Consider the following 26112-nt stretch of genomic DNA (forward strand, 5'->3'; position numbering starts at 1 on the left):
TGATCGTTCCGGTGGCGATGGAGAAGGAGCTTCGGTTCGCGATCCGCGAGGGCGGGCGCACCGTGGGCGCCGGCGTCGTCTCGGAAATCCTGGAATAGTCGGATAGAAAGGAAGGGGGAGAACCCGTGGCGATAGAGCATCAGAAGATCCGCATCCGCCTGAAGGCCTTCGACTACAAACTCCTGGACAAGGCGACGGGGGAGATCGTCGAGAAGGCGAAGCAGACGGGCGCCAAGGTGGCGGGGCCGATCCCCCTGCCCACGAAGATCGAGCGCTTCACCGTGAACCGCTCGCCGCACGTCGACAAGAAGAGCCGGGAGCAGTTTGAGATCCGCACGCACAAGCGGCTGCTGGACATCCACGAGCCGCCCGCGGCGACGATCGACGCGCTGATGAAGCTGGATCTGCCGGCGGGTGTCGAAGTGGAGATCAAGCTCTAGTTTCGCCATCGTAACCCATTGAACGAAACGGCAAGGTGCGAGCCATGACGACCGGGATCTTAGGGAAAAAGCTGGGAATGACCCAGGTCTTCGACGCCGAGGGGAAGGTGATCCCCGTGACGGTGATCGAGGCGGGTCCGTGCACCGTGGTACAGAGGAAAACCGGCCGGAACGACGGGTACGACGCGGTCCAGATCGGGTTCGGGCCGAAAAAAGCGCACCGCGTCAGCAAGCCGATGATCGGCCATTTCCGGAAGGCGGGGAAGGGGGCGTTCGGAATGCTCGGGGAGCTCCGGATCCCCGCGGAATCCCCCCTGGATGCGGGGCAGGAAATCCACGTCGATATCTTCAAGGAAGGCGATTATGTCGACGTCATGGGGCAGACCAAGGGAAGAGGATTCACCGGAGTCATCAAGCGGTGGAACTTCAAGGGGGGACGCGCGACACACGGCTCGATGTTCCATCGCGCCCCCGGCTCGATCGGCGCGTCGGCCTGGCCTTCCCGAGTCATCAAGAACATGAAGATGGCTGGTCACTACGGGAACGAAAGGGTGACGATTCTCAACCTGAAAGTGGTCGGCGTCCAGCTCGAGAAGAACCTGCTGCTGATCCGGGGCGCCGTGCCCGGGGCCAAGAACAGCCTCGTTTTCGTCCGGCATGCGGTAAAGAAAGGAAACACATGATGGCGACGCTGGAGCTGCTCGATAAGGAACGGCAGGTGAAGGGGACGGTGGAGCTGCCGGAAGACGTTTTCGGGGCCGAGGTGAAGACGCATCTCCTCCATCACGCCGTCGTCGCGCAGCTTGCGGCGCGACGTTCCGGGACGGCATCCACGAAAACCAGAAAAGACGTCTCCGGCGGCGGGAAGAAGCCGTTCCGGCAGAAGGGCACCGGGAGAGCCCGCATGGGAAGCACCCGCTCCCCGCTGCTGCGGGGTGGAGGCACCGTGTTCGGGCCCCATCCCCGGGGATATGCAATCAAGGTGAACCGGAAGGTGATGAAGGCGGCGCTGCGCTCCGCACTGAGCGCAAAGGCGAAGGAGAACAAGCTGCTGCTGGTGGACGACCTGGACCTCTCCGCCCCGAAAACGAAGGAGTTCCTCAAGGTGGCGACCGTCCTGGGGATTTCGGATGCGCTGCTGGTGGTCGACGGTCCCCCTGGCAACCTGGGCCTTGGAATCCGGAACCTGCGATCCTTCAAGGCGCTCCCCGTGTCCGCCATCAACGTCTATGACATCCTTTCGTACGACCAGCTGGTGTTCACCCGTTCCGCCCTCGAAAAAATCACGGAGGTGCTCGGGAAATGAATCCCTCCGATATCCTCAAGCGGCCGCTGATCACGGAAAAGGCGACCCTCCTCAAGGGGACCTCGAACGCCGTGTCCTTCGAAGTCGACCGCCGCGCGAAGAAAAAGCAGATCCGGGAGGCCGTGGAGAAGCTGTTCAAGGTGAAGGTCGAGGACGTCCGGACGATGAACGTGACCGGCAAGGTCAAGCGCCGCGGCCGCACCGTGGGGCTGCGACCGGGATGGAAGAAGGCCGTCGTCACCTTGAAGGCGGGCGACAAGATCGAGTTTTTCGAAGGCGTATGACGGACAGCCAGGGAAGGAGCCGATAGCCATGGGAATCAGGAAGTTCAAGCCGACCTCTCCCGGCGTCCGGGCCATGACGGTCCTAACCAACGAGGATCTCACCCCGAAGAAGCCGGAGCGGCAACTCGTCGAGAAGAAACAGAGCACGGGAGGCCGGAACAATCGGGGATCGATTACATGCCGGCATCATGGCGGCGGGCACAAGAGGAAGTACCGGATCGTCGATTTCCGGCGCGAAAAGAAGGACATCCCTGCAAAGGTGGCGGCGATCGAGTACGACCCGAACCGTTCCGCCCGCATCGCGCTCCTGCATTACGCCGACGGCGAAAAACGGTACATTCTCTGCCCGGCGGGGCTTTCCGTCGGCGACACCGTCGTCGCCGGCGCGAACGCCGACATCAAGCCGGGGAACGCGCTTCCGATCCGCAACATCCCCGTGGGAACCCACGTGCACAACGTGGAGCTGAAGATGGGGAAGGGCGGGCAGCTTGCGCGATCCGCCGGGAGCGTCGTCCAGATCCTGGCGAAGGAGGGGCAGTACGCCCACCTGCGGCTTGCGTCGGGGGAGGTCCGGCTCGTCTTCATGGATTGCATGGCCACCGTGGGGCAGGTCGGCAACCTCGACCACGAGCGGGTCTCCCTGGGCAAGGCCGGACGGAGCCGCTGGCTGGGCACGCGTCCGACCGTGCGCGGCGTAGCGATGAACCCCGTGGATCACCCCCTGGGGGGCGGAGAGGGGAAATCCTCCGGCGGCCGGCACCCCTGCACGCCGTGGGGGAAGCCGACGAAAGGCTACAAGACGCGGAAAAACCCGTCGACCGACCGTTACATCGTCAAACGCAGGAAATAACGGACAAGGGGCGAGAGCAAAGTGGCGCGATCCGTCAAGAAGGGACCTTATATCGAGGAAAGCCTGATGCGCAAGGTGCGCCGGGCCGTGGAAACGGGAGAGAGGAAAGTCATCAAGACCTGGTCCCGGCGTTCGACGATCACCCCGGATATGGTGGGGTATACGTTCGCCGTCCACAACGGCCGGAAGTTCATGCCCGTCTTCGTGACCGAGAACATGGTGGGGCACAAGCTCGGCGAGTTCTCCCCCACGAGGACGTTCCACGGCCATTCCGGGGACCGCAAGGCCAAGGTCAAGAAGTAAGGGCGCGTAAAGGAGAAGGAAGCGATGGAAGCCAGAGCGACGGCGAAGTTTATCCGTCTGTCTCCCAGGAAGGCGCGGCTGGTGGTCGACCTGATCCGCGGGAAGAAGATCTCCGAGGCGCAGACGGTCCTCAAGCTCGCGAAGAAGGGGTCCGCAGCGGTCGTGAAGAAGGTGCTCGATTCGGCGGTCGCGAATGCGGGGCAGACGGGGGTCATCGACCTGGACACCCTCTATGTGAAGCAGGCCTACGTCAATCTCGGGGTCTCCACGAAGCGGTTCCGCCCCGCTCCGATGGGGCGGGCGCACAAGTACCGCAGGCGGTCCAGCCACATCACGATCGTAGTAGACGAAGCATAAGTTAAGAGGGGAGGCGATTTTGGGGCAGAAGACGCATCCGTACGGGTTTCGGCTGGGGATCATCAAGACGTGGCGGTCGCGTTGGTATTCCGAGAAGGAATACGCCAACTACTTGCAGGAGGATCTCCGGATCCGGTCCTACGTCAAGAACCGGCTGATCCATGCCGGCGTGTCCGCCGTGGAGATCGAGCGGAAATCCAACCGCGTACACGTTGTCATCCACACCGCCCGCCCCGGGATCGTCATCGGGAAGAAGGGGGCGGAAATCGAGAACCTCAAGAAGGACCTCCTGAAGTTCACGGACCGGGAAGTGTCGATCACGATCCAGGAGATCCGCCGGCCGGAGACCGACGCCCAATTGACGGCGGAGAATGTCGCGATGCAGCTGGAAAGACGGGTCGCCTTCCGGCGCGCGATGAAGAAGACCGTCCTCTCTTCCATGAAGCTGGGCGCGAAGGGGATCAAGATCCAGGTCGCCGGCCGCCTGGGCGGGTCGGAGATGGCCCGGACGGAGTGGTACCGCGAAGGCCGCGTTCCTCTGCATACGCTGCGGGCCGACATCGACTACGGTTTCGCGCAGGCGAGGACCACGTACGGCACGATCGGGGTGAAGGTGTGGATCTACAAGGGGGAGGTTTTACCCTCCGCCGCCCAGGCTCCGAAAACCGATTAGGCAGGAGAGGGTGGATCGATGCTGGCTCCCAAAAGGGTGAAATTCCGCAAGATGCAGAAGGGCCGGCGGCGCGGGAAGGCGCTCGCCGGGAACCTGCTCAACTTCGGCGACTTCGGGGTCAAAGCCTTGACGGCGGGATGGATCACCTCCCGGCAGATCGAGGCCGCGCGGGTCGCCATGACGCGGTTCATCAAGCGGGGGGGCAAGATCTGGATCCGGCTCTTCCCCGACAAGCCGATCACGAAAAAGCCCGCCGAGACCCGGATGGGGAAAGGGAAGGGAGCGCCCGAGGAGTGGGTCTGCGTGGTGAAGCCGGGGCGCGTCCTCTACGAGATCGAAGGGGTCGACGAGGCGACCGCGCGCGAGGCGTTCCGCCTGGCGGACCACAAGCTCCCTATCCAGACGAAGTTCCTGACGAGGGAGGGATAGGCGCCGATGAATCGAAGAGAGTTGGGAGAGCTCGCCGCGGAAGAATTGCGGCACAAGGAGACGGAGCTGCGGGACGAGATTTTTCGCCTCAAGATGAAGCGCGCCGCATCCGCACTGGACAACAAGATGCTGATCCGCAACCACAGGAAGGACCTGGCGCGAGTGATCACGCTTCTCCGCCAGAAAACGCAGACCGTAGAAGGGAAGGCAAAATAAGATGGCTTCGGAGAAAGCGATGGAGAGCCGGGGGAAACGGAAGACCAAGGTCGGAACGGTGGTGAGCGACCGGATGGACAAGACAGTCGTGGTCCGCGTGGAACGGTTGGTCCCCCACCCGGTGTACAAGAAGTACGTGAAGCGCAGGACCACGTACAAGGCCCACGACGGGAAGAGCGAGTACCGGATCGGCGACCGGGTGGAGATCGTCGAGACGCGACCCCTGAGCAAGGAGAAACGGTGGCGGGTGTCCCGGCTGATCGAGCGGCCGGTGGTCCGGTAAAACCAAGAGCGGAGAGCGTACGCCATGATCCAAATGCAAACCATGCTGGACGCGGCCGACAACTCGGGCGCGAAGCGCCTCTGCTGCATCAAGGTCCTGGGCGGGAGCAAGCGCAGGTACGCAGGCGTAGGGGACATCATCGTCGTCAGCGTCAAGGAGGCCATCCCCCACGGCAAGGTGAAGAAGGGAGACGTCTACAAGGCCGTGGTGGTGCGGACGGCCAAGGAAGTCGGACGGGCTGACGGGAGCTACGTCCGGTTCGACCAGAACTCGGCGGTCCTGATCAACCCGCAGATGGAACCGATCGGGACCCGCATCTTCGGGCCGGTGGCGCGGGAGCTCAGGGCCAAAAAGTTCATGAAGATCATATCCCTGGCGCCCGAAGTCCTGTAAGGCCGGGGGAGAGAGGAAGCGATGTCCGAGGCCACTCTGCATATTCGGAAAAACGACATCGTCAAGATCATGGCCGGGAAGGAGAAGGGGAAGGTCGGCCGGGTCCTGAAAGTCGACCGGGAAAAGGGACGCATCTTCATCGAGAAGGTGAACATGGTGAAGCGTCACGTGAAACCCGGGAAAACCCACCCCCAGGGAGGGATCGTCGAGAAGGAGGCCCCGCTGGCGTACTCGAACGTTCTCGTCATGTGCGACAAGTGCAACAAGCCGGCACGCATCGCGATGAGAGTGGACGAATCGGGCGAGAAACACCGCACCTGCAAGCGGTGCGGGGACATTTTCGAGGAAAAGAAAAAATAGCGTGCGTCCGGCCGAAAGCGGGCCGGGCTGGGGTGATCGGACATGCCAAGGCTGAACGAGCTCTACAAGTCGGAAGTCGTCCCAAGGCTCAGGGAGAAGTTCCGGTACAAGAATGCGATGCAGGTACCGAAACTGGAGAAGGTGATCATCAACATGGGGCTCGGCGAGGCGATCGAAAACATCAAGATCCTCGACTCCGCGGCAGAGGAGATCGGCGTCATCACCGGGCAGAAACCCGTGATCACGAAGGCCCGGAAAAGCATTTCGAACTTCAAGCTGCGGGCGGGGGTTCCCATCGGGATCAAGGTCACCCTCCGGCGCGACCGGATGTACTACTTTCTCGACAAGCTGATGGCCGTGGCGCTTCCTCGAGTCCGCGACTTCAAGGGGATCTCGCCCAAGGGATTCGACGGCCGCGGGAACTACACACTAGGGATAAAGGAACAGATTATATTTCCAGAGGTAAATTACGATAAAATAGATAAAATCAAGGGGATGAACATCACCATTGTAACCACCGCCCGCACCGACGAGGAAGGCATGGAACTGCTCCGGCTCCTCGGGATGCCGTTCCGGGCCTAGGGAAGAGGAGGAGAGGAGTTGGCCAAGAAGTCGATCATCGCAAAGTCAAAACGGCCTCCGAAATTCGGCGTCCGGAAGTATAACCGTTGCCCGCGCTGCGGAAGGCCGCGTGCCTTCTACCGCCGGTTCCGGCTCTGCAGGATCTGCCTGAGGGAGCTGGCGCTGAGGGGGGAACTCCCCGGCGTGATCAAGGCAAGCTGGTAGGGGAGGGGCGATGGCCATCAACGACCATATTTCGAACCTGCTTGCGCGGATCCGCAATGCACAGATGGCGCGGTTCGATCAGCTGGAGTTGCCCTCCACCCACGTACTGGAGAACGTCGTCCGGATCCTGAAGGAGGAAGGGTTCATCAAGAATTTCCGGGTTGTCGAGGAGAAGATCCAGCCCTCCCTCAAGATCTTTCTGAAGAGCGTGCCCGAGGCGGGCTATGCGATCAAGGGGATGAAACGGGTGAGCTGCCCCGGACGCAGGGTCTACGTGGGGAAGGACGACATCCCAACCGTGAAGAACGGTTTCGGGGTCGCCATCCTCTCCACCTCCAGGGGAGTCATGACCGGGGAGAAGGCGAAGAAGCTCGCCATCGGCGGGGAGCTGCTCTGCGAAATCTGGTAGGCGGTTCGCGGGTTCCATTTTCGGAGGAATGAAATGTCCAGAATCGGCAAAGTGCCAGTGGTCCTACCTTCCGGGGTGACCGTGCAGGTCCGGAACGGGATCATGATCGTTTCCGGAAAGAAGGGGAAGCTTTCCCGCCCCATCCCCGGTCCGGTGAAGGTGGACATTGCGGAGGGGCGGGTCGTATTGTCGCTCGATTCGGCGGACCGGCGGAACCTGTACGGTATGTACCGGACCTTGGTAGCCAACATGGTCAAGGGCGTGACGGAAGGATTCACGAAAACCCTGGAGATCGTCGGCGTAGGGTACAAGGCGGAAAGCCGGAAGGGAGTTCTTCACCTTTCCCTGGGGTATTCCCACCCCGTCGTTTTTCCCTTGCCGGAAGGGATCGGCGCCGAGGTGGAAGCCAGCACCGTGATCAAGGTCACCGGCATCGACAAGGAGCTGGTCGGGGAAACCGCGGCCAGGATCCGCTTGCTCCGGAAGCCGGACGTCTACAAGCTGAAAGGGATCCGGTACCGCGGAGAGAGGCTGATCAAGAAGGTGGGCAAGGCGGCCGGCAAATAACCCGGACCCACAAGATTTCAAGGAATCCACAGACGGAGCAGCACGAGCCATGAGCCAGACCCATACGCGGGAAGTTGCACGTCAGAAGCGGAAGGCAAGAGTCCGGACAAGGATCTTCGGAACCGAGCAGCGTCCGCGCCTCTCCGTTTTCCGGAGCGCGAAGCACATTTACGCGCAGATCGTGGTCGATTCCACGGGATCGACGATCCTGGCGGCGTCGACGCTCAGCCCGGAAATCCGCGGCGAGATCGAGGGGCTGAAGAAGAGCGAAGCCGCGAAGAAAGTGGGGGAGCTTCTCGGGAGGAAGGCTTCCGAGAAGAATATCCGGAGGGTGATTTTCGACAGGAACGGCTTTCTCTACCACGGGCGGATCAAGGCTCTCGCGGAAGGCGCACGGGAGTCAGGCCTGGAATTCTAACGCGTTCGACGCGAGCGTACAGGGAGGAACGTTTGAAGAGAGTGAATCCGGAAGGTCTGGAGCTGAAGGACCGTGTCGTTCACATCAGCCGTGTGGCCAAGGTGGTCAAGGGCGGCCGGAGGTTCTCTTTCAGCGCCGTGGTCGTCGTGGGCGACGGGAACGGGCACGTCGGGACGGGGTTGGGAAAGGCGAACGAGGTCCCCGACGCCATCCGCAAGGCGGTGCAGAACGCGAAGCGGGTGCTCGTCCAGGTCCCGCTGGTCAACGGCACGATCCCGTATGAAGTCCTGGGAGAGTATGGCGCGAGCCGGGTCGTGATCCGGCCGGCCTCTCCGGGGACCGGCGTCATCGCCGGCGGAGGGGTGCGTGCGGTCATCGAATCCGCGGGGATCTCGAACATTCTCACCAAATCGCTCGGTAGCAACAATCCCCACAATCTCGTGAAAGCGACCATCCAGGGCTTGCGCCAGCTTCGGACTTCCGACCAGATCGCGGGGACGCGCGGACCGAAGGAAGAAGAGGCGTCCGCATGAGCGGGACATTGAAGATCACGCTGACGCGGGGCCTGAGCGGCCGGCCCGAGTCCCATCGCCGGGTGGTCAAGGGCCTGGGGCTGACGCGCGTGAACCGGTCTGTAATCCGCAAGAACACCCCGGAAATCCGCGGAATGGTGGAAAAGGTCAAGTTCCTTCTCCGGGTGGAGGAAACGGGAGAGTCCAGATGAAGCTTTCCGATTTGCGTCCCCCAAAGGGGTCCACGAGCGCGAAGAAGCGGCTCGGCCGCGGGCAGGGGTCCGGCCTGGGGCAAACCTCGGGTAAAGGGCACAAGGGATTGCGCGCCCGCAGCGGAGGCGGCACGAAGCCGGGATATGAAGGCGGGCAGATGCCGCTGCAGAGACGCCTTCCGAAACGGGGGTTCGTCAACGTCTTCCGGAAGGAATACGCCATCATCCACGTGAAGGACCTGAACCGGTTCGACGCCGGGTCGGTTGTGGACGTCGACGCACTCCAGGCCGCCGGCCTTGTCAAGAAGGTCGTGGACGGAGTGAAGCTGCTGGCCGACGGGGACGTTGACCGTCCGTTGTCGGTGAAGGTCGACAAGGCGAGCCGCGCTGCCGCCGGGAAGGTGACCGCCGCGGGCGGGACGCTGGAGGTGACCGTTCCTTGCTGACCGGCTTCCAGAACATCACCAAGGTCCCCGAACTCAAGAAACGGATCCTGGTCACCTGCGCCTTGCTGATCGTGTATCGGATCGGCGTCTACATCCCCACTCCGGGGATCGACAACCAGGCGCTCTCCTCGATCTTCGCGAGCCAGTCGGGAACCCTCTTCGGGCTGATCGACATGTTCTCGGGGGGGGCGCTCAGCCGCTTCTCCATCTTCACCCTCGGGATCATGCCGTACATCAGCGCCTCGATCATCCTTCAACTGCTGACCGTCGTGATCCCCCAGCTGGAAAAGCTGTCCAAGGAGGGGGAGCTCGGGCGGCGGAAGATCACCCAATATACCCGGTACGGAACGATCGTCCTCTCCATCATCCAGGGGACGGGGATCGCTGTGGGGCTCGAGAGCGTCGGATCGGGCGGCGCGTCCGTAGTCTATCAACCCGGCTGGGGGTTCCGGCTGCTCACGGTCATCACGCTGACCTCGGGGACGGCCTTCATCATGTGGCTCGGCGAGCAGATCACCGAGCGGGGGATCGGGAACGGCATCTCCCTCATCATCTTCGCCGGCATCGTCGCGAGGTTCCCCAGCGGGCTCGTCCGGACCATGACGCTGATCCGCACGGGCGAAATGCCATTCTTCATCGGGCTCCTCATCCTCGCTCTTATGGTGGCGGTTGTCGGGCTCATCATCTACTTCGAGCGGGCCCACCGGAGAATCCCAGTGCAATATGCGCGCAGGATTGTCGGCCGGAAGGTTTACGGCGGCCAGAGCACGCACCTGCCGCTGAAGGTGAACACGGCAGGGGTCATTCCGCCGATCTTCGCGTCGTCGATTCTTCTTTTCCCGGCGACCCTGGCCAATTTCATCAACCATCCCGTCACCCAGTCGATTTCCCAGGCGCTGACGCCCGGCAGCTGGGCATACGAGAGCCTTTACGTCGCCTTCATCATTTTTTTCTGCTATTTCTACACTGCCGTCACCTTCAACCCCGTCGACGTCGCCGACAACATGAAGAAATACGGGGGGTTCGTCCCCGGGATCCGGCCCGGGAAGAAGACCGCCGAGTACATCGACCGGATCCTGACGCGCATCACGCTGGGCGGGGCCCTCTACGTGGCGGTCATCTGCGTGCTTCCGAGCATTCTCATCTCGCGTTTCAACGTTCCGTTCTACTTCGGCGGGACGGGGCTGTTGATCGTAGTGGGGGTGGCCATGGACACGATTCAGCAGATCGAATCCCACCTGATCACCCGTCACTATGAGGGATTCCTCAAGAAGGGCCAAATCAAAGGGAGGAGGAGCTAAGCCGATGCTGGGAATCATCCTGCTGGGGCCTCCGGGCGCAGGAAAGGGAACTCAGGCGAAAAGGATCTCCGCGCAGTTCTCGATCCCGCAGATTTCCACGGGCGATATGCTGCGCGAAGCCGTGAAGAACGGGACGGAGATGGGACGGCAGGCCAAGACGTACATGGACCAGGGCGGCCTCGTCCCGGACAAGGTGGTCATCGGGATCGTGAAGGACCGGCTGCAGGCGCAAGACTGCAGGAACGGGTTCATCCTCGACGGTTTTCCACGGACGATCCCGCAGGCCGAAGCCCTCGAACTCGCGACGAAGGACCTGAAAAAGGAGATCCGCGTGGTCCTCTCCCTCGAGGTCGACGAGAAGGAGCTGATGGAGCGGCTGTGCGGACGCAGGACCTGCACGGGATGCGGGGCCATGTATCATATAAAGTTCAACCCGCCGAAGGCCGAGGGGAAGTGCGACAAGTGCGGGACGGCCCTCATTCAGCGAGATGACGACAAGGAAGAGACGATCCTGTCGAGGCTCGTGAACTACAAGAAGATGACCGAGCCGCTGCTCCAGTACTACAAGGGAAGCGGCAAGATCCGTTCCGTCCGGGCCACCGGGGACATCGACGCGATCTACGCGAGCATCGCGAAGATCCTCCAGGTGCCATGATCATCATCAAATCGCCTCAGGAGATCGAGGCGATGCGGCGCGCGGGCGCCATCGTGGGACAGTTCTTTGAAGAAGTGAAATCGATGATCCGGCCGGGGAGCACGACGTTCGCCCTCGAGGAGTTCGCAGAGGAGTTCGTGCAGCGGCACGGTGTCAAGGGGGCCTTCAAGGGATATCTGGGATACCCCGCGATCCTGTGCACCTCCATCAACGAGGAGGTCGTCCACGGGATCCCTTCCAGGAAGAGGATCCTGCGCGAGGGGGACATCGTGAGCATCGATTTCGGGGTCGTGCGGGACGTCTACTGTGGCGATGCAGCGAGAACCTACGCCGTCGGGAGCATCCCTGAAACCTCCATGAAGTTGATGCGAGCGACGGAGGTGGCGCTCGAGAGGGCGATCGAGGCCTCCCACCCGGGGAACCGCGTCGGCGACATTTCGGCTGCCGTCCAGGAAACGGCGGAAGGCGCGGGTTTCTCCGTCGTGCGGGATTTCGTGGGCCACGGGATCGGCCGAATGCTTCACGAGGAGCCCCAGGTTCCCAACTTCGGCGTTCGCGGGACGGGCCCCCGGCTCACCTCCGGAATGGTCCTGGCGATCGAGCCCATGGTGAACGAGGGGGGATACGAGGTCGAGGTTCTCCCGGACGGCTGGACGGTGGTCACCCGGGACCGCAAGCGGTCGGCGCATTTCGAGCACATGGTCGCGGTGACGGAAGAGGGCGGTAAAATCCTGAGCCTCCCCTGAAAACGCGGGAGCGGAGCAAAGGAGAAGATGGCGAAGGAAGAAGCCATTGAAGTCGAGGGAACGGTCATCGAACCGCTTCCGAACGCCATGTTTCGGGTTGAGCTGGACAACAAGATGAAGGTGCTCGCGCACATCTCGGGCAAGATGCGGATGCACTTCATCAAGATCCTGCCCGGCGACCGGGTGACGGTGCAGCTGACGCCGTACGACCTGACGCGCGGAAGGATCGTTTATCGATCCAAGTAGAAGGGGCGAGCGATGAAGGTCAGGCCGTCGGTGCGAAAGATGTGCGCAAAGTGCAAGGTGGTGCGAAGGAAAGGCGTCGTCCGCATTATTTGCGAGAATCCAAAACACAAACAGCGCCAGGGATAGCCGCGGGGCGCCGTCCACGAACGTGAGGAGGAGAAGTTGGCACGCATAGCAGGAGTCGACATTCCGAAGAGCAAGAAGATCGTGGCCGCGCTGACCTACATCTACGGCATCGGCCCGACGACCTCGATGAAGATCCTGGAGGAAGCGCGGGTGTCCCCCGACACGAGGACGAACACCCTGACGGAGGACCAGGTTGCCCGGATCCGCGACGTCATCGACGCGAATTTCCGGGTGGAAGGGGACCTGCGAAAGGAAGTGTCGATGAACATCAAGCGGCTCATGGATCTGGGCACCTACCGGGGGCTGCGGCACCGCAAGGGCCTGCCGGCCCGCGGGCAGCGGACCCACACGAACGCCCGGACACGGAAGGGACCGCGCAAGGGCGCGGTAGCCAGGAAGAAGGAAGCCCCCAAGAAATAAGCAAGGGAACTTTTTCCCGTGGTGACGCGGGAATCCGGAGGAACGATGGCAATCCCGAAGAGAAAAGGGAAGAGGAAGGTCCGGAAAAGCGTTCCGGTGGGCGTGGCCCACATCAAGGCGACCTTCAACAACACGATCATCACGATCACGGACCCGGACGGGAACACCCTCGCGTGGTGCAGCTCGGGGTCGAAGGGATTCAAGGGGTCGAGGAAAAGCACCCCCTTTGCCGCGACGGTCGCTGCGGAGGAAGTGGCCAAGAAGGCGATGGAGTACGGCGTCAACACCGTCTCCGTCCACATCAAGGGGCCCGGTTCCGGAAGGGAAGCCGCGTTGCGGACCCTCCAGGCGGCCGGCCTGAAGATCAACTATATCCGGGACGTGACGCCGATCCCGCACAACGGATGCCGCCCGCCGAAGCGGCGCCGCGTGTGAACCAGGGCGGAACAGAGAAAGAGGAGGACAGGATTTGGCCAGGTATCGCGAGGCGGTATGCCGGCTCTGCCGGAGAGAGGGTATCGAACTCTACCTGAAAGGAGACCGTTGCTTCACCGACAAGTGCGCCATCAAGCGGAGGGGATATCCCCCCGGCCAGCACGGTCAACGACGTCCCAAGCACAGCGATTATGGCGTTCAGCTGCGGGAGAAGCAGAAGGCCAAGCGGATCTACGGGCTCCTGGAAAAGCAGTTCCGGAATGTTTTCGAAAAAGCGGATCGGATGAAGGGCAAGACCGGCGATAATCTGCTGATCCTTCTGGAGCGCCGTCTGGACAACGTCGTCTACAAGCTCGGGTTCGCGGTGACCCGGAGGGAGAGCCGCCAGATGGTCCGGCACGGCCATTTCCTGGTGGGGGGGCGCAAGGTGAATATTCCGTCCTTCCTCGTCCGCCCCGGGGACGGGATCGAGCTCCTGGAAAAGAGCCGCAAGAACCCTTCCGTCAACGAGTCGCTGGATGCGGTGGTCCGCAAGGGGATCCCGCCCTGGCTGGAGCTGGACCGGGAGAACTTCCGCGGTTCGGTCAAGGCGCTCCCCAGCCGGGCGGAGATCAGGGAACCGATCCAGGAACAGTTGATCGTCGAACTTTACTCGAAGTAAAACCTTCCGGACGGAAGAAGGGGGAAGCATGTTCCAGCGGAACTGGAAGCAATTGATCAAGCCGCGCCGCATCGAGATTCAGACCGATTCGGCGACCGCCGAGTACGGAAAATTCGTGGCGGAGCCACTGGAAAGGGGATACGGAACCACCCTGGGGAACGCTCTCCGCAGGATCCTCCTCTCCTCCCTCCAGGGAGCGGCGATTACATCGGTCCGCATCGAGGGGGTCCAGCACGAGTTCTCCACAATCGTGGGAGTGGTGGAGGACGTCACCGACATCGTTCTCAACCTGAAGGAGATCCGTCTTCGGATGCACTCGCCCGAGCCCCGCACGATCACCTTGGGGGCGAAGGGCCCCAAGCGGGTCAAAGCGTCGGATATGCAGGCCGATCCGATGGTCGAAATTCTGAACAAGGACCGCCATATCGCGGAGCTGTCGGAGAACGCGACGCTCAAGATGGAGATCTCCGTGCGGATGGGGAAGGGGTACGTTCCCGCGGAGCGGAACCTCGAGGAAAACGCGCCGATCGGGACCATCCCCATCGACGCCATCTTTTCCCCCATCCGGAAGGTCAATTTCACCGTGACGAACGCGCGCGTCGGTCAGCAGACGGACTACGACCGCCTCCTCCTGGAAGTGTGGACCGACGGATCCGTCCTGCCGGCGGATGCGGTCGCCTATGCGGCGAAGATTCTGAAGGACCAGGCGACCGTGTTCATCAACTTCGACGAAGAGGCCGAAATGCCGGACGAGCCCGCGCACCTGGAAGCGGGGGCCATCAACGAGAATCTCTATAAGCCGGTGGAGGAGCTGGAGCTTTCCGTCCGCGCCTACAACTGTCTGAAGAATGCCGACATCAAGTACATCGGCGAGCTTGTGCAGCGGAGCGAGCAGGAGATGCTCAAGACGAAGAACTTCGGGAAGAAGAGCCTGAACGAGATCAAGGAAGTGCTGCACGGAATGGGGCTCTCCCTGGGGATGAAGGTGGAAAGCTTTGCGCCGGAGAAGTTCAGTCCGCCGAGGGAAGAAGACTAAAACACTCCACGACACGAGGAAGCACCATGCGTCACGCGATCGATCACAGGAAACTGGGCCGGAATCCCTCCCATCGGAAAGCGATGTTGCGGAACCTCATGAATTCCCTGATCCACTCGGAGCGGATCGAGACCACCGTCGCGCGGGCGAAGGAGCTCCGGCGCATCGCGGACCGGCTGATCACTCTCGGGAAGAGGAACACGACACACGCGAGAAGGCACGTATTTTCCCTGCTGAGCGACAAGGAGAACACGGAGAAACTGTTCTCCGGCCTGGCAGGGCGTTTCTCGGATCGCGCGGGCGGTTACACGCGAATCGTCCGCACCGGCTTCCGCAGCGGAGACGGCGCGGAGATGGCCCTTCTGGAGTATCTCCCCGTCGAGGAGAAGAAGGCGGGGGCGCGGAAGGGAAGGAAAAAGAAACCGGTTTTGGGGAAAGAGAAGGCGGCGGCGAAAGGAAAAGCCGTAAAGGCTGCGGCCGGGAAGAAGAAAGCCGCAAAGGCATCGCCCGGGAAACCCGAAGGGGAGGAATCCCCTCGCAGGAAGGCGTCGAAGAAGAAAAAGCCGGAAGCGGAAAACCCGTAAGGCGGCAGGGGTCAGAAGCCGAGGCGGTGGAGGAAGTACGGCATCTGCCGTCGCCACCACGGCCAGTCGTGGTTCACGTCGTGTCCCCAGATGTCCACCCAGCACCAGATCTGTTTTTCGTCAAGAATTTGCTTGAGGGCGAGCGTGTCCGCAAGCATCTCGTCTTCCCACGCCCCTTGTCCTGCGCACACGACGATCCTGCTGTTCCGGTATCGGTCCAGATACCAGGGGTCGGCCAGCCCCGGGAGATAGGCGAGGGGCGTATTGAAATAGATGTTGTCGTCCATGTAGTCGCCGACAAACCGGCGGAGCTGGTAGACGCCGCTCAAGGCGATCAGGGCGTCGAAGAGATCGGGGTGGCGGAAAAAGAAATTCGCCGAATGGTATCCCCCCATGCTGCACCCCGTTGAAAGGAACCGCTTGCGGTGCCCGCGGTCACGGACGAACGGGACGACTTCTTCCACGATGTAGCGGTCGTATTCATTGTGCCGGCGGGCCCGATCCGCCGGATGGGCCTCGAAGTTGAGCCAGGATTGGCGATCCAAGCTATCCACGGCGACCAGGAAGATCTTCCCCGCCTCCACGAAGGGCCTGCAGGCTTCCACCATGCCGAAGTCCTCGTATTCGTAGAAGCGCCCTCCGGCCGAGGGGAACGCGAGGACCGGTTTACCGCCATGGCCGTACACCTTCAGCTCCATATCCTGGCCCAGGTTCCTGCTCCACCATTTGTGGTATTCGACGTTCATGCGGGTTCCTGCGGGATTCGTCTCACTTCGTCTCGTGGATGAAACGGGCAACCTCAAGAATTTCCTCCAGGCTCGCGGAGCGCGCAAGGTAACCGCAATCTCCGATTGCGGCCCGGAAAACGGAGTGGATCTCCTCGTAATGCACGATGCAATGTCCGAACGCGGCAAGGATATCCCCGTGGCTGCGTGTGTAGCTTTTCCCGCGTTTCCTGCCGATATAGCCGCAATGGTAGGGGCGGCTGGCGGTAGCGGTAAATTCGTTGCGCACCACGACGCTTGCCCACTGGTGGTAGATATCGATGTCGTTCGCGTAGTTGAACATGTCCGTGGTCAAACCTCCCGGGGGACGCAGGTTGACCTCCAGGGCGACGATGCGCGCATCCCGGTTTGTCCGGAAGAATTCGAAGTGGAAGAAACGCTCCCGCACGCCGAACGCCTTCAGCACGCACCGGCCGGCCGCCTCCAGGTCCGCGGGGATCTTCCTGAGGGAGTAGTAGTAGAGATGCTCGTCGTTGTTGACCGCTTCCATGACCCCCTGACTGTAAGCGTGGGCAGCGTAGAACACCAGGTTGCCGTCCTTGTCCGTGAGACCGTCGAAGGAGTAGATCCGCCCGTCGATGAACTCCTCCAGGAGGTAGTCCGTCGGCGGTTTCCGTGAGAAGAAACGCTCGAGCTCCGCTTCGCACGTTACCTTGTAGGTCGCGATGGCGCCGACGCCGACGTCGGGCTTGGCGACGATGGGGTAGCCCGTCTCCCTCGCGAACCGTTTTCCTTCTTCCACGGTGCGCGCGATGACGCCGCGTGCGACCGCGACCCCCGCGCTTCGGAACATGGCTTTCATCCGGGATTTCGATTTGACGGAGGCGATGTCCTCCCTCCGGATCCCGAACAGGTTGAAATCCGTGCGGAGACGGGCCTCCGTCTCCAGCCAGTACTCGTTGTGCGAGTCGATCCGGTCGAGTTTCCCGTGCCTCTGGGTGAAGTAGCCGCAGCCCCGGAGGAGCTGGTCGTAATTGTGCAGGTCGTCCACCCGGTAGTAATCGCACAGGGCCTCTCTCAACTCGGGGCGCAGCGAGTCGTGCGGCGGATCCGCAAGCCCCAGCACGTTGGCGCCGAGGCGGCGAAGGTGGACGCAGAAGAGGTAATAATTTGGGGGAAAATGGGGGGATAGATAGATAAAATTCATCGTTTTATGAAAGGTAACCCCGCAGTTTTCATCCGTCAAGTCAAGCCCACGATGGACAGATTCCGCTTGACGCTCGGGGAATGCGTCCCTATAATGAAAATGAAAATCATATTCAATATGGAGTCCATCCCTTCCCTTGGAACGTCTTTTACGGCGTATCGATAAGGAGATTGTGGCTGCGGGCGGAAAGAGAAGCAAGAGCCGCGCTCTGATCATGGAAATCTTCTTCCGGTCCGGGAGGCATCTGACTGTCGAGGAACTGGCCAGAAAAGTCCGCGCCCGGAACCGGGACATCGGCCCGGCCACGATCTACCGGACGCTCAAGCTCCTCGCGAGGCTCGGGTATGCCAAGGAACTCGATTTCGGCGAAGGAGCGAAGCGTTACGAGACCAGCCTGACGTCTCACCATGACCACTTTGTCTGCACGGAGTGCGGGAAGGTGTCGGAATTCGAGGAGCCGCGGATCGAGTCCCTCCAGGAAGAAGTGGCCAGGCAGCATGGTTTTTCTCCCACGATGCACCGGCTCGCCATCTACGGATATTGCCCCCGGTGCCTCCCCCAGGAAGGGAGGGAGTCGGGCGAATGAAGCTCCACGACGTTGCGGCGACCGCCGCGCGGATGCCCGACAAGGTCATCCTCGTGGGGAACCCCAATGTGGGGAAGAGCGTCGTTTTCGGGTACCTGACGGGACGGTATGTGACCGTCTCCAATTACCCGGGGACGACGGTCGAGGTCACGCGGGGAAAAGCTTCGGCGCGGGGCAGCACCGTCGAGGTCATCGACACGCCGGGCGTCAACTCGCTTCTTCCCATGTCCGAGGACGAGCGGGTGACGCGCGACATCCTGATTTCCGAGCCCGGGGCCCGGGTCATCCAGGTCTGCGACGCCAAGAACATGCGGCGTTCCCTTATGATCACCCTGCAGCTCGCGGAGATGGCCGTTCCTCTCGTGCTTGCAGTGAACATGGCCGACGAAGCCCGGGACCGCGGCGTCATGCCGAGATTGGAGGAGCTGGAAGTCCGGATCGGCGTCCCGGCGATTCCCACGGTCGCGGTGCGAAAGAAGGGGATCGACCGGCTCCTGGGGCTGGTCGAGCATTCCACGCCGGCCCGCGTCGAGGTCTCCTACGGGGACCGGATCGAATCCGCCATCGCCCACATGGAGACGCTCCTTCCTCCATCCGTTCTCGTTGGGAAGCGCGCTCTCGCCCTCATGCTGCTGTGCGGAGACGATTCCCTCACCCCCTGGCTCGCGGAGAACCTCCGCGGCGAACGGATACGGGAGATGAACGGAGTCCGCAACCGACTGGTGGAGGAGGTTGGTGAGGACATCGCCTACCGCGTCAACCAGATCCGCCTCCAGTGGATCGATTCCCTCCTGGACGGGATGGGAGAGGAATCCACTGACGCCCGGAGGACCGATTGGTCCCATGCATTCGGGCGGTACGCGATGGATCCTTTCTATGGAGTGCCGATCCTCCTCGCCGTCCTTTTTTTGGCGTACGAGTTCGTCGGCGTCTTCGGGGCGAAGTTCCTCGTGGACTTCCTCGAGGCCAACGTGTTTGGAAAGGGGATCCTCCCGGCGACCGCCTGGGTCGTGGAGCGCACGATCCCGTGGCCTATTATCCGGGAGTTCCTGGTCGGCCCGTACGGGATGATCTCGATGGCGCTGTCCTATGCCGTCGCCATCGTGCTGCCGATCGTGGGCACCTTCTTCCTCGGTTTCGGGATCCTCGAGGATTCCGGATACCTTCCCCGGCTGGCAGTGATGGTCGACCGGATCTTCAAGAAGATCGGGTGCAACGGGAAGGCGGTGCTGCCGATGATCCTGGGGCTGGGCTGCGACACCATGGCTACCTTGACGACACGGATCCTGGAGACCCGGAAGGAGCGCATCATCGTAACGCTGCTGCTCGCCCTGGGAATTCCCTGCTCCGCGCAACTCGGCGTAATCCTGGGGATGCTGGGCAACGTGGGACTGGCGGCTACCGTGACGTGGCTGCTGATCCTCGTCGGCATCATCCTTGCGGTCGGTTACCTCGCCTCCAAGGTGATCCCCGGGGAGTCCTCCGATTTCATCCTGGAGATACCGCCCATCCGCCTTCCCCGGATCGGAAACCTCTCCGTAAAGACGATGGCGCGGATCGAGTGGTATCTCCGCGAAGCCGTCCCGCTCTTTCTCCTCGGGACGTTCTTCCTTTTCGCGGCCGACCGGATGGGGTGGCTCCTGTGGCTGCAGAAGGCGTCGGAACCGCTGGTCGTCGGGCTGCTGGACCTGCCGCCGAAAACCTCCGAAGCTTTTCTGATCGGGTTCCTGCGTCGGGATTACGGCGCGGCGGGGCTGTTCGACATGGCACGGGCCGGCCTTCTCACGAATCTCCAGGTCGTGGTGAGCCTCGTCACGATCACCCTGTTCATTCCCTGTCTGGCGAATTTCCTCGTCATCGTCAAGGAACAGGGATCCAAAGTGGCCGCCGGAATGGCGCTGTTCATCTTTCCGTTCGCGATCCTGGTCGGCGCGCTCGTGAACCTGGCCGCCCGGAAAATGGGAATTACCTTCTGACGCAAGAGGACCCTTGAAAATACGCTGCCCACTTTGCCAATATGAGATGGACTCGGACGACAAGGGGTGCAGGACCGGCTGCCCGTTGGGGAAGAGCTGTTCACTCCTCTGTTGCCCCCGGTGCCATTATTCGTTTCCCGTTCCGGAGTCCAAGGTCGTGAACTTTTTCAAATCGCTGTTTTCGAGAGGAGCCCGTCGATGACCGAATTCGGGCAGGATGAAACCCTGGAGCTGATCTGGACGCTGCGGGAAGAGGGATGCCTTACCCGGATGCGTTTGATGGAAAAATCGGAAGAGGATCGACCCGAAGTGCTCTTGGGAGAGCTCGTGACGGACGGCCTGGTGGAGACATCGGGCGACGAGCTGCATCTGACGCTCACGGGCGAGGAACGGGCGCGCGGGATCATTCGGCGTCATCGACTTGCGGAGGTCCTGCTTCGGAATCTGTTCGAACTCGACTCCAACCAGATGGAGAGCAGCGCCTGCAAGTTCGAGCACATCCTGACCACGCCCGTCACGGACAGCGTCTGCACCTTCCTCGGGCATCCTCCCGTCTGCCCCCACGGGAGGACGATCCCTCGCGGAGATTGCTGCGATCGCATCCGGACGGAGATCCAGCCGCTGGTCACGCGCCTTTCCGAAGCGGTACTGGGAGACTCCGTCCGCATCGTTTTCATCACGCCGAAGTCCAGGAAGAGACTGGAGAAGCTGAGTTCCCTCGGGATCGTTCCGGGGAGCCGCCTGTGCCTTCTCCAGCGGAACCCCTCCTACGTCCTGCAGATCGGCGAGACCACCATCGCGGTGGACCGGGATATCACGGATGAGATCTACGTCAAGCGCGCGTAGGGCGCTTGCCCTTCTCCTTTGTCTCGCCCTGACAACGGAAGGATCAGGGGGAGCGCTGGCGCTGGCGGCGACGGAGTCTCCCGTCGAGCCTTGCCTCCTGCTGAAATATATCGCGCCCTCCGTCCCCGAAGCTTCCGCGCGTTTGCTGCTGGCGACGATCCCTTCACTCTTGCAGCGGGATCTGGGCGTCCGGTGGGTGGCGCCCCCTGCCGCAGCGCAGGGTCTCACGGACCAGAAGGACCTCTTTCCCGAGGCCGATGACGCCTCGCTCGAGCGAATCTCCGGAAAAATGGCGGAGGTTCTTCGGAGCATGGACCGGATGGAAACCCGGAAGGCCGCTGTCCTCCTCCTGGATGCGGAAGGAGAGGCGAGGAAGTTTCGATTAGGCGATGCGACCCGCCCGTTCTTCGCCGAGATCTTCCTGAGACGGGGCCTGCTTCATCTCTGGGAGGGGGACCGCGGCAAAGCGGAGGAGATGTTTGCCCGTGCCAGGGTCCTGCGACCCGACTTTTCGCCGGACCCGGGCCTGTTCTCGCCGACGTTTCGCGACGCCTGGACACGGGCGGGGGAGCGGCCCCCTCCCGAAGCGGATCTGCTGGTGCAGTCCATCCCCCCGGGCGCTTCCGTATTCCTCGACGGGAAACCGGTGGGCACGACCCCCGGACGGGTCAAGGTTTCCTCCTCCAGGCCGGTGCGAGTCCGCCTTTCGCTTGCGGGCTATCTGGACGTGGAGAAGGCGGGACAGTGGCTTCCCGGGGATTCCGCGGACATCCAGAGCGTTCTTGTCCGCGACCGCGTTGCAACCTTGGGCGAATTGTTGACGGCGTCGCCGGAAGGAAAGGGGGGCGGCGCGCTGATCGCCGAGCTGGCGGCAGGTGCGGGAGCCTTGCGGGTAGCCCTTATGGTCCTGGGAGAGCGGGAAGGGCAGCCCGTCGTCCGCGTATTTACATCGGGGAAGGGGAATTCGGACCCGGTGTTCCTGGGACAATTCGAGTGGCCTGCGGGGGACGAAGGGGCGGCGGAAGCTGCCGACAGGACGGCGAAATTACTCAGGAACGCGGGATGGCCCGCAGCGAAGGGATCCCCGAAGGATGCGGAGTCCCCGTGGATTCAGCGGTGGTGGGTCTGGCTGTTGATCGGGGCGGTCGCAATCGGCGTCGCGGCAGGCGCGGGAGGCGGGGGCGGGGGGGGAAGCTCCGGAAGTTCCACAGGTGCGATCGGCGTGACGTTTTAGATGGAATCCTCTAAGACAACCCTCCCGGATCAGGCCTCCGTCGGCGTCATCGGCGCCGGCCCCGCGGGAACCTTCTTTGCCCTCCACCTCTTGTCCCTTCTCCGTGCGAAAGGCCGAACGGCGAGTGTCACCCTGATCGACCGCAAGACGTTTTCCCACTCCGGCCCGTCGGGCTGCAACATGTGCGCCGGGGCGATCGGGCCCGCCATGGTGAGGAAGATCGGCGACTTTTCGCTGTCTCTCGATGCTCGCGTGATCCGCCGGATCGCCGACGGATACGAAATCCACGGCAGGGACGTGTCGGTCACGGTCCGGCATCCGGAGCGGAGAGAGATCTACACCGTCTTCCGCGGAGGCGGACCGGTGTTCTCCAAGGAGGAAACGAAGAGTTTCGATCAGTTCCTGCTGGACGCGGCGATCGCCCGTGGCGCGGAGTTTCTCCACGAGCGCGTTGAAAGCATCGAGAAGACGCACACGGGGTATCGTCTCGCGTTCCCCGGAGGGGCGAAGCGGAATTTCGATTTTCTCGTGGGGGCGTTCGGGGTCAATACCTCTTTGTCGTGGAAGCTCCCCTTCGATTACCGCCCTCCGAAGACCTGGCACACGGTTCAGACCGAGATTCCGGCCGGCAATGAATTCATCGAGCAGCGGCTCAGGAACCGGATTCACATTATTCCCGCGTGGGGCAAGGCCATCCGCTTTCTGGCGATCACGCCAAAAGACAATTTTCTGACGCTTACCGGGATCGGGGAGCACGTGAAGATCGCGGACCTCGAAGCCGAGAGGTCGCGGAATCACGCGCTGGCGTCCCTCCTCCCTTCGGGCGCGAAGGTCCTTTGTCACTGCCATCCCCAATTGCCCATCGGCGTCGCCGAACGTCCGTTTTCCGACCGGATGGCGATCATCGGGGATGCATTCATCTCGCGCCATCTGAAAAACGGCATCGAATCTTCCCACGACACCGCGGGCATTCTGGCAAGGGCGATTACCGCCGAGGGAATATCCGAACCGGCTCTCCGGGATCATTTCTATCGTCCCTGCCTCCGGTTGTTCCGTTATGATAATGTCTGGGGAAGAGCGTTGTTCGGAATCTACGAGAGCGTGCTTCGGAAAGGGCGTCTCTCGGATGCCTATCTCCGGTCGGTGAATCGGGAGTCGGCCGAGGCGAGATTCACCCAGGCTCGCATCCTCTGGGCCGTGTTCGCGGGAGACGCTCCCTATCGGGAAATCGCCCGGGATGCGTTTGCTCCCCGCTCGCTCTGGAAGTTGGCGCGAAACCTGTTGGGAGGAAGATGACGGGATGGGATTGGAGCCGGGATCCCGATGGAAACCGAAGCTTCCCCTGCTGGTCGCGGGCGGAATCGCCGTTCTGCTCCTTCTCTTCTCCCTCTTCCGGGAAATGGGGATCATTGGCACCTGGAAGCTTTACCGAACTCACAAGCAAGTCCTCGAGGAGAACGTAAAACTGCGCGTCGAGAATCGGCGGCTCCAGGAGGAGGTTGAGAAGTTGAGGACCAACCCCTCCTATATCGAGGAAATCGCCCGAAAGGAACTCGGCTTGATCGGCGAGAAGGAGAATGTCATCGTCCTCGACCGGAAAAAGGATGTACCCGTTTCCCCTCCTGCAAGGAAAGGATCGGGTCGTCCGTAGGTATTCCGTTCCCGCCCTTTCGCTCGTCCATCTCCTGCTGTTCCTGAATTTCCGGCGCGGGGGAGGCTGGACCGGCTGGTCCGCTCCATGGGCGGCCACCGCATTCGGCGTCCTCGCCTTCCTGTTGTTCCGGGATCTCCTCACCTCCCGGCGACGGGATCGACTGATGGACGTTCCCTCCACGCTGGCGTGGGGAGCCGCTGGCCTCATGGAACTCCACTCCCTTTATCCGATAGTGGCGGAATCCCGCCTTGTGCCGGCCATTCTGTTTCCGTCCATCGCCTTCCTTCTCCCCGCCTTCCCGGCGGCGGTCTATGCCGCAGCGGCGTTCACGTGGTTTCTTTTTTCCCCCGAAGGTCGATGGCCGGCCGAAGGCTTCCTGGCGTCGATCGGCGGATTGGGAGGGCTTGGCATTCTTGCGGGACGGGTGATACGGGACAAATTTCGGGATTCCGGGTCCGGCAGGGACATGGTTCAGGAAGCGATCAACGAAAGCCGGATGCTCGTGTTCCCCTGGGAAAACCCTGCAGCGGCGACGGAGCGGGATTTTCCCGAGGAGGTCGAGCGGTTGGGATTGCTGCGCTCCCGGGATGATCTCATGGATGGAATCCGGCGTATCCTCGAGGGGATTCTCCCCATCACGGGAGCCGACCGCATCCTGTATATCTCCCCTTCCCCTGGGCAGGGTCGGGCATTCCGGGCAGGCGCCTCTGCGTGCCGCGGAGGAGATTCCGGCGGCGTGGACCTGGCGATTCCGGACGACTACATGCCCGTGCGCGAAGCGATGCTGTTCCGCCGTACGTTCCTTTTTGAGGGGGAAGATTTCGGGAATTGGGCCATCGGCAAGGAGAGCGGAAGGGAAGGCCGCCCCACGGGCGTCGCCGCGGCGCCGGTGAGCATCGAGGGAAATGTCGAGGGGGCGATCCTCGCCCTTCGATTCGCGGAGGGAAAGTGGAGCGAGCCCATCGGGCAGGCGCTGGAGACGGCGGCGTTCCTGGCGGCGAGGGAGCTTGCGTGGGCGAAACAGCGGTACCGGGCACACCTGTACCTGGCGAGACAGGAGGGATTTCACCGGCTGATCCGGAGGATCGCCGAAGTTTCGGAGCGGGCGAGCGGCGAAAGGGGCGAGACCGTTTCCCCGCGGCGGGAGGTCTACCGGGCCACGGCGGAACAGGTTCGGCAGCATCTCGATATCGCCAGAGCCATCCTCATAGAGGCGAAAAAGGGGGGGAAGCGCGGGCGAATCGCGTGGGAGTCGGCGGGGAAAGCGTCAGGGGACCGGGAAGAGTTGGTTTCCCTGGAAGGGACGTATGTCGAGTGGGTGCTCCGGCAGGGCGTTCACCGGATCTTCTCCGGCGGGCAGGCGGACGGCGGACGGTTCCCCGTGCTCCCGGCGAGCTGGACCGGTCCACCCGGGGGAGGGTTTCTCCTTGTCCCCGTGCCCGATACCAGCGGGTTTCGCGGCGTCCTCGTCTGCGAATCCGGTGAAGGGCGCAACTTCGAGGGGCAGGACGTCCAGGCGGCAAAGGACATCCTTGCCATCATGCGGATGGGGATCTCGCACACGCTTCGCCTGGAAAATCTGGTGAAAGAGGCCAGGAACGACGGACTTACGGGGCTTCTGAACCGGAAGACATTTTGCGAGCGTCTGGAGAACGTTCTCGCCCGACTGGACGGTCGATACCCCTGCGCCGTCATCATGCTCGACCTCGATCACTTCAAGAACATCAACGATACGCATGGCCACCCGGCAGGAGACGAGGTCTTGAGAAAGGTTTCCAACGTCATCCGGAAAACCGTCAGAAAGGTCGATATGGCCGGGCGTTACGGGGGGGAAGAATTCGCCATCTACCTCCACAGCACGGACCAGACCCATGCGCGCCAAGTGGCCGAACGTTTGCGGCTGATGATCCGGCAAACATGGTTTGTCTTCAACGAGCGGGAGTTAGTTGTCACCGCCTCGCTGGGGATCGCCTGTTATCCCGAGCACGGAAAGACCGGCGAGGAACTGCTCCTGCACGCCGATGTTGCCCTCTACAGTTCCAAGCGGGACGGAAGGGACAGGACGACGGTGTATAGAAAACAGTAATTTAATTCATGTTCTTTAAAAGCAAGGGCTTATTGACAGTCTGCGACACCTTGTGAACCCTCATTCTCACATCTTTGATGGGGGTCTTGCGATGAAGCGTATCGGCAAAGTGAAGTGGTTCAACGAAACGAAGGAATACAGGTTCATTGAGCAAACCGGAGACCGGGATGTTTTCGTACAGTATTCTCCGATCCGGATGGAGGGGTACAGAACGCCGGGGGAAGGGCAGGAAGTGGAGTTCGAAGCGCTCGCAACGCCGAAGGGGCTGCAGGTTTCCGAGGTGTGCTTCAGGTAGCGGCGGCCGTTCCGCCGGGAATTACCGGGTCGTCGTTGTTGACTTCCCC

Annotated in this window: 40 protein-coding genes; 38 read left to right on the top strand and 2 right to left on the bottom strand. The window is 62.1% G+C overall.

The genetic code is table 11. The annotated features are described in order from the left end of the window. Nucleotides 1-131: 131 nt before the first annotated feature. The 30 genes from A2Z13_00615 (at nucleotide 132) to A2Z13_00760 (ending at nucleotide 15454) form a co-directional block, all read left to right on the top strand. The gene (locus A2Z13_00615; protein ID OGP76429.1) at nucleotides 132-440 is read left to right on the top strand and encodes a 30S ribosomal protein S10; all 309 of its coding nucleotides are present in this window, start codon (nucleotides 132-134) and stop codon (nucleotides 438-440) included. A gap of 44 nt (nucleotides 441-484) precedes the next feature. After that, nucleotides 485-1123: a 50S ribosomal protein L3 gene (locus A2Z13_00620; protein OGP76344.1), complete on the top strand. Its 639-nt coding sequence runs from the start codon at nucleotides 485-487 to the stop codon at nucleotides 1121-1123. Then, nucleotides 1123-1746 carry a 50S ribosomal protein L4 gene (locus tag A2Z13_00625; protein OGP76345.1) on the top strand — a complete coding sequence of 208 codons (624 nt, stop codon included), beginning with the start codon at nucleotides 1123-1125 and terminating at the stop codon, nucleotides 1744-1746. Before A2Z13_00620 ends, A2Z13_00625 begins: the two co-directional genes overlap by 1 nt. Continuing rightward, entirely contained in the window at nucleotides 1743-2030 is a 288-nt protein-coding gene (locus A2Z13_00630; GenBank protein OGP76346.1) for a 50S ribosomal protein L23, read from the top strand. The genes A2Z13_00625 and A2Z13_00630 overlap by 4 nt, the downstream gene beginning before the upstream one ends. A 28-nt stretch (nucleotides 2031-2058) precedes the next feature. Next, the gene (locus A2Z13_00635; GenBank protein ID OGP76347.1) at nucleotides 2059-2880 is read left to right on the top strand and encodes a 50S ribosomal protein L2; all 822 of its coding nucleotides are present in this window, start codon (nucleotides 2059-2061) and stop codon (nucleotides 2878-2880) included. Nucleotides 2881-2901: 21 nt separating this feature from the next. After that, entirely contained in the window at nucleotides 2902-3183 is a 282-nt protein-coding gene (locus A2Z13_00640; GenBank protein OGP76348.1) for a 30S ribosomal protein S19, read from the top strand. A gap of 24 nt (nucleotides 3184-3207) precedes the next feature. Further along, entirely contained in the window at nucleotides 3208-3540 is a 333-nt protein-coding gene (locus tag A2Z13_00645) for a 50S ribosomal protein L22 (GenBank protein OGP76349.1), read from the top strand. Between the two features lie 19 nt (nucleotides 3541-3559). Beyond that, nucleotides 3560-4213 carry a 30S ribosomal protein S3 gene (locus tag A2Z13_00650; protein ID OGP76350.1) on the top strand — a complete coding sequence of 218 codons (654 nt, stop codon included), beginning with the start codon at nucleotides 3560-3562 and terminating at the stop codon, nucleotides 4211-4213. 18 nt (nucleotides 4214-4231) lie between these two features. Further along, on the top strand, nucleotides 4232-4642 hold the full coding sequence (locus A2Z13_00655) for a 50S ribosomal protein L16 (protein ID OGP76351.1): 411 nt from the start codon (nucleotides 4232-4234) through the stop codon (nucleotides 4640-4642). Nucleotides 4643-4648: 6 nt separating this feature from the next. Continuing rightward, nucleotides 4649-4858 (top strand): 50S ribosomal protein L29, encoded by a 210-nt coding sequence (locus A2Z13_00660; protein OGP76352.1) that lies wholly within the window; start codon nucleotides 4649-4651, stop codon nucleotides 4856-4858. 19 nt (nucleotides 4859-4877) lie between these two features. After that, on the top strand, nucleotides 4878-5141 hold the full coding sequence (locus A2Z13_00665; GenBank protein OGP76430.1) for a 30S ribosomal protein S17: 264 nt from the start codon (nucleotides 4878-4880) through the stop codon (nucleotides 5139-5141). A 24-nt stretch (nucleotides 5142-5165) separates the two neighbouring features. Continuing rightward, complete coding sequence (locus A2Z13_00670) at nucleotides 5166-5534, top strand: 50S ribosomal protein L14 (GenBank protein ID OGP76353.1); 369 nt, start codon at nucleotides 5166-5168, stop codon at nucleotides 5532-5534. Between the two features lie 21 nt (nucleotides 5535-5555). Beyond that, nucleotides 5556-5894, top strand: coding sequence for a 50S ribosomal protein L24 (locus A2Z13_00675; protein ID OGP76354.1), 339 nt, complete (start codon nucleotides 5556-5558; stop codon nucleotides 5892-5894). A 42-nt stretch (nucleotides 5895-5936) separates the two neighbouring features. Further along, a complete protein-coding gene (locus tag A2Z13_00680; GenBank protein ID OGP76355.1) occupies nucleotides 5937-6476 on the top strand; it encodes a 50S ribosomal protein L5 in 540 nt (179 codons plus the stop codon). An 18-nt stretch (nucleotides 6477-6494) separates the two neighbouring features. Further along, nucleotides 6495-6680 (top strand): 30S ribosomal protein S14 type Z, encoded by a 186-nt coding sequence (locus A2Z13_00685; protein OGP76356.1) that lies wholly within the window; start codon nucleotides 6495-6497, stop codon nucleotides 6678-6680. Between the two features lie 10 nt (nucleotides 6681-6690). After that, a complete protein-coding gene (locus A2Z13_00690; protein OGP76357.1) occupies nucleotides 6691-7089 on the top strand; it encodes a 30S ribosomal protein S8 in 399 nt (132 codons plus the stop codon). Nucleotides 7090-7122: 33 nt separating this feature from the next. Next, nucleotides 7123-7656 carry a 50S ribosomal protein L6 gene (locus A2Z13_00695; GenBank protein ID OGP76358.1) on the top strand — a complete coding sequence of 178 codons (534 nt, stop codon included), beginning with the start codon at nucleotides 7123-7125 and terminating at the stop codon, nucleotides 7654-7656. Between the two features lie 49 nt (nucleotides 7657-7705). Then, complete coding sequence (locus A2Z13_00700) at nucleotides 7706-8074, top strand: 50S ribosomal protein L18 (GenBank protein OGP76359.1); 369 nt, start codon at nucleotides 7706-7708, stop codon at nucleotides 8072-8074. Nucleotides 8075-8106: 32 nt separating this feature from the next. Further along, nucleotides 8107-8607: a 30S ribosomal protein S5 gene (locus A2Z13_00705; GenBank protein OGP76360.1), complete on the top strand. Its 501-nt coding sequence runs from the start codon at nucleotides 8107-8109 to the stop codon at nucleotides 8605-8607. Beyond that, nucleotides 8604-8798 (top strand): 50S ribosomal protein L30, encoded by a 195-nt coding sequence (locus tag A2Z13_00710; GenBank protein ID OGP76361.1) that lies wholly within the window; start codon nucleotides 8604-8606, stop codon nucleotides 8796-8798. Before A2Z13_00705 ends, A2Z13_00710 begins: the two co-directional genes overlap by 4 nt. After that, nucleotides 8795-9244 carry a 50S ribosomal protein L15 gene (locus A2Z13_00715; GenBank protein OGP76362.1) on the top strand — a complete coding sequence of 150 codons (450 nt, stop codon included), beginning with the start codon at nucleotides 8795-8797 and terminating at the stop codon, nucleotides 9242-9244. Before A2Z13_00710 ends, A2Z13_00715 begins: the two co-directional genes overlap by 4 nt. Further along, the gene (locus tag A2Z13_00720; GenBank protein ID OGP76363.1) at nucleotides 9238-10545 is read left to right on the top strand and encodes a preprotein translocase subunit SecY; all 1308 of its coding nucleotides are present in this window, start codon (nucleotides 9238-9240) and stop codon (nucleotides 10543-10545) included. Before A2Z13_00715 ends, A2Z13_00720 begins: the two co-directional genes overlap by 7 nt. A 7-nt stretch (nucleotides 10546-10552) precedes the next feature. Next, nucleotides 10553-11200 carry an adenylate kinase gene (locus A2Z13_00725; protein OGP76431.1) on the top strand — a complete coding sequence of 216 codons (648 nt, stop codon included), beginning with the start codon at nucleotides 10553-10555 and terminating at the stop codon, nucleotides 11198-11200. After that, entirely contained in the window at nucleotides 11197-11946 is a 750-nt protein-coding gene (locus A2Z13_00730) for a type I methionyl aminopeptidase (protein ID OGP76364.1), read from the top strand. Before A2Z13_00725 ends, A2Z13_00730 begins: the two co-directional genes overlap by 4 nt. Before the next feature lie 27 nt (nucleotides 11947-11973). Next, complete coding sequence (locus A2Z13_00735) at nucleotides 11974-12192, top strand: translation initiation factor IF-1 (protein ID OGP76365.1); 219 nt, start codon at nucleotides 11974-11976, stop codon at nucleotides 12190-12192. 162 nt (nucleotides 12193-12354) lie between these two features. Then, nucleotides 12355-12738: a 30S ribosomal protein S13 gene (locus tag A2Z13_00740; GenBank protein ID OGP76366.1), complete on the top strand. Its 384-nt coding sequence runs from the start codon at nucleotides 12355-12357 to the stop codon at nucleotides 12736-12738. A gap of 45 nt (nucleotides 12739-12783) precedes the next feature. Beyond that, the gene (locus A2Z13_00745) at nucleotides 12784-13173 is read left to right on the top strand and encodes a 30S ribosomal protein S11 (protein ID OGP76367.1); all 390 of its coding nucleotides are present in this window, start codon (nucleotides 12784-12786) and stop codon (nucleotides 13171-13173) included. Nucleotides 13174-13207: 34 nt separating this feature from the next. Further along, nucleotides 13208-13834 carry a 30S ribosomal protein S4 gene (locus A2Z13_00750; protein OGP76368.1) on the top strand — a complete coding sequence of 209 codons (627 nt, stop codon included), beginning with the start codon at nucleotides 13208-13210 and terminating at the stop codon, nucleotides 13832-13834. A gap of 28 nt (nucleotides 13835-13862) precedes the next feature. Further along, the gene (locus tag A2Z13_00755; protein OGP76369.1) at nucleotides 13863-14870 is read left to right on the top strand and encodes a DNA-directed RNA polymerase subunit alpha; all 1008 of its coding nucleotides are present in this window, start codon (nucleotides 13863-13865) and stop codon (nucleotides 14868-14870) included. 26 nt (nucleotides 14871-14896) lie between these two features. Further along, a complete protein-coding gene (locus tag A2Z13_00760; GenBank protein OGP76370.1) occupies nucleotides 14897-15454 on the top strand; it encodes a 50S ribosomal protein L17 in 558 nt (185 codons plus the stop codon). Nucleotides 15455-15465: 11 nt separating this feature from the next. Here the strand turns inward: A2Z13_00760 and A2Z13_00765 are convergent, their stop codons facing one another. Together A2Z13_00765 and A2Z13_00770 are read right to left on the bottom strand one after the other, a co-directional pair. Continuing rightward, nucleotides 15466-16200, bottom strand: a complete 735-nt coding sequence (locus tag A2Z13_00765) for a transposase (protein ID OGP76371.1) — start codon at nucleotides 16198-16200, stop codon at nucleotides 15466-15468. Nucleotides 16201-16222: 22 nt separating this feature from the next. Next, nucleotides 16223-17386: a carboxylate--amine ligase gene (locus A2Z13_00770; protein ID OGP76372.1), complete on the bottom strand. Its 1164-nt coding sequence runs from the start codon at nucleotides 17384-17386 to the stop codon at nucleotides 16223-16225. A 214-nt stretch (nucleotides 17387-17600) separates the two neighbouring features. Between A2Z13_00770 and A2Z13_00775 the strand changes: the two genes are divergently transcribed. From A2Z13_00775 to A2Z13_00810, 8 genes are all read left to right on the top strand, one after another. After that, the gene (locus A2Z13_00775; GenBank protein ID OGP76432.1) at nucleotides 17601-17972 is read left to right on the top strand and encodes a hypothetical protein; all 372 of its coding nucleotides are present in this window, start codon (nucleotides 17601-17603) and stop codon (nucleotides 17970-17972) included. Continuing rightward, nucleotides 17969-19948, top strand: coding sequence for a ferrous iron transport protein B (locus tag A2Z13_00780; GenBank protein OGP76373.1), 1980 nt, complete (start codon nucleotides 17969-17971; stop codon nucleotides 19946-19948). Before A2Z13_00775 ends, A2Z13_00780 begins: the two co-directional genes overlap by 4 nt. A 198-nt stretch (nucleotides 19949-20146) precedes the next feature. Then, complete coding sequence (locus A2Z13_00785; GenBank protein ID OGP76374.1) at nucleotides 20147-20794, top strand: hypothetical protein; 648 nt, start codon at nucleotides 20147-20149, stop codon at nucleotides 20792-20794. A 142-nt stretch (nucleotides 20795-20936) separates the two neighbouring features. Further along, entirely contained in the window at nucleotides 20937-22028 is a 1092-nt protein-coding gene (locus A2Z13_00790) for a hypothetical protein (protein OGP76375.1), read from the top strand. Continuing rightward, on the top strand, nucleotides 22029-23324 hold the full coding sequence (locus A2Z13_00795; GenBank protein ID OGP76376.1) for a hypothetical protein: 1296 nt from the start codon (nucleotides 22029-22031) through the stop codon (nucleotides 23322-23324). Nucleotides 23325-23328: 4 nt separating this feature from the next. Continuing rightward, nucleotides 23329-23679 (top strand): hypothetical protein, encoded by a 351-nt coding sequence (locus A2Z13_00800; GenBank protein OGP76377.1) that lies wholly within the window; start codon nucleotides 23329-23331, stop codon nucleotides 23677-23679. Next, the gene (locus tag A2Z13_00805) at nucleotides 23633-25768 is read left to right on the top strand and encodes a hypothetical protein (GenBank protein ID OGP76378.1); all 2136 of its coding nucleotides are present in this window, start codon (nucleotides 23633-23635) and stop codon (nucleotides 25766-25768) included. Before A2Z13_00800 ends, A2Z13_00805 begins: the two co-directional genes overlap by 47 nt. A gap of 91 nt (nucleotides 25769-25859) precedes the next feature. Next, entirely contained in the window at nucleotides 25860-26063 is a 204-nt protein-coding gene (locus A2Z13_00810; GenBank protein ID OGP76379.1) for a hypothetical protein, read from the top strand. The last annotated feature ends 49 nt before the right edge of the window (nucleotides 26064-26112 follow it).

The organism is Deltaproteobacteria bacterium RBG_16_64_85, assembly GCA_001798885.1.
In the GTDB taxonomy this organism is placed as follows: domain Bacteria; phylum Desulfobacterota; class Deferrimicrobia; order Deferrimicrobiales; family Deferrimicrobiaceae; genus FEB-35.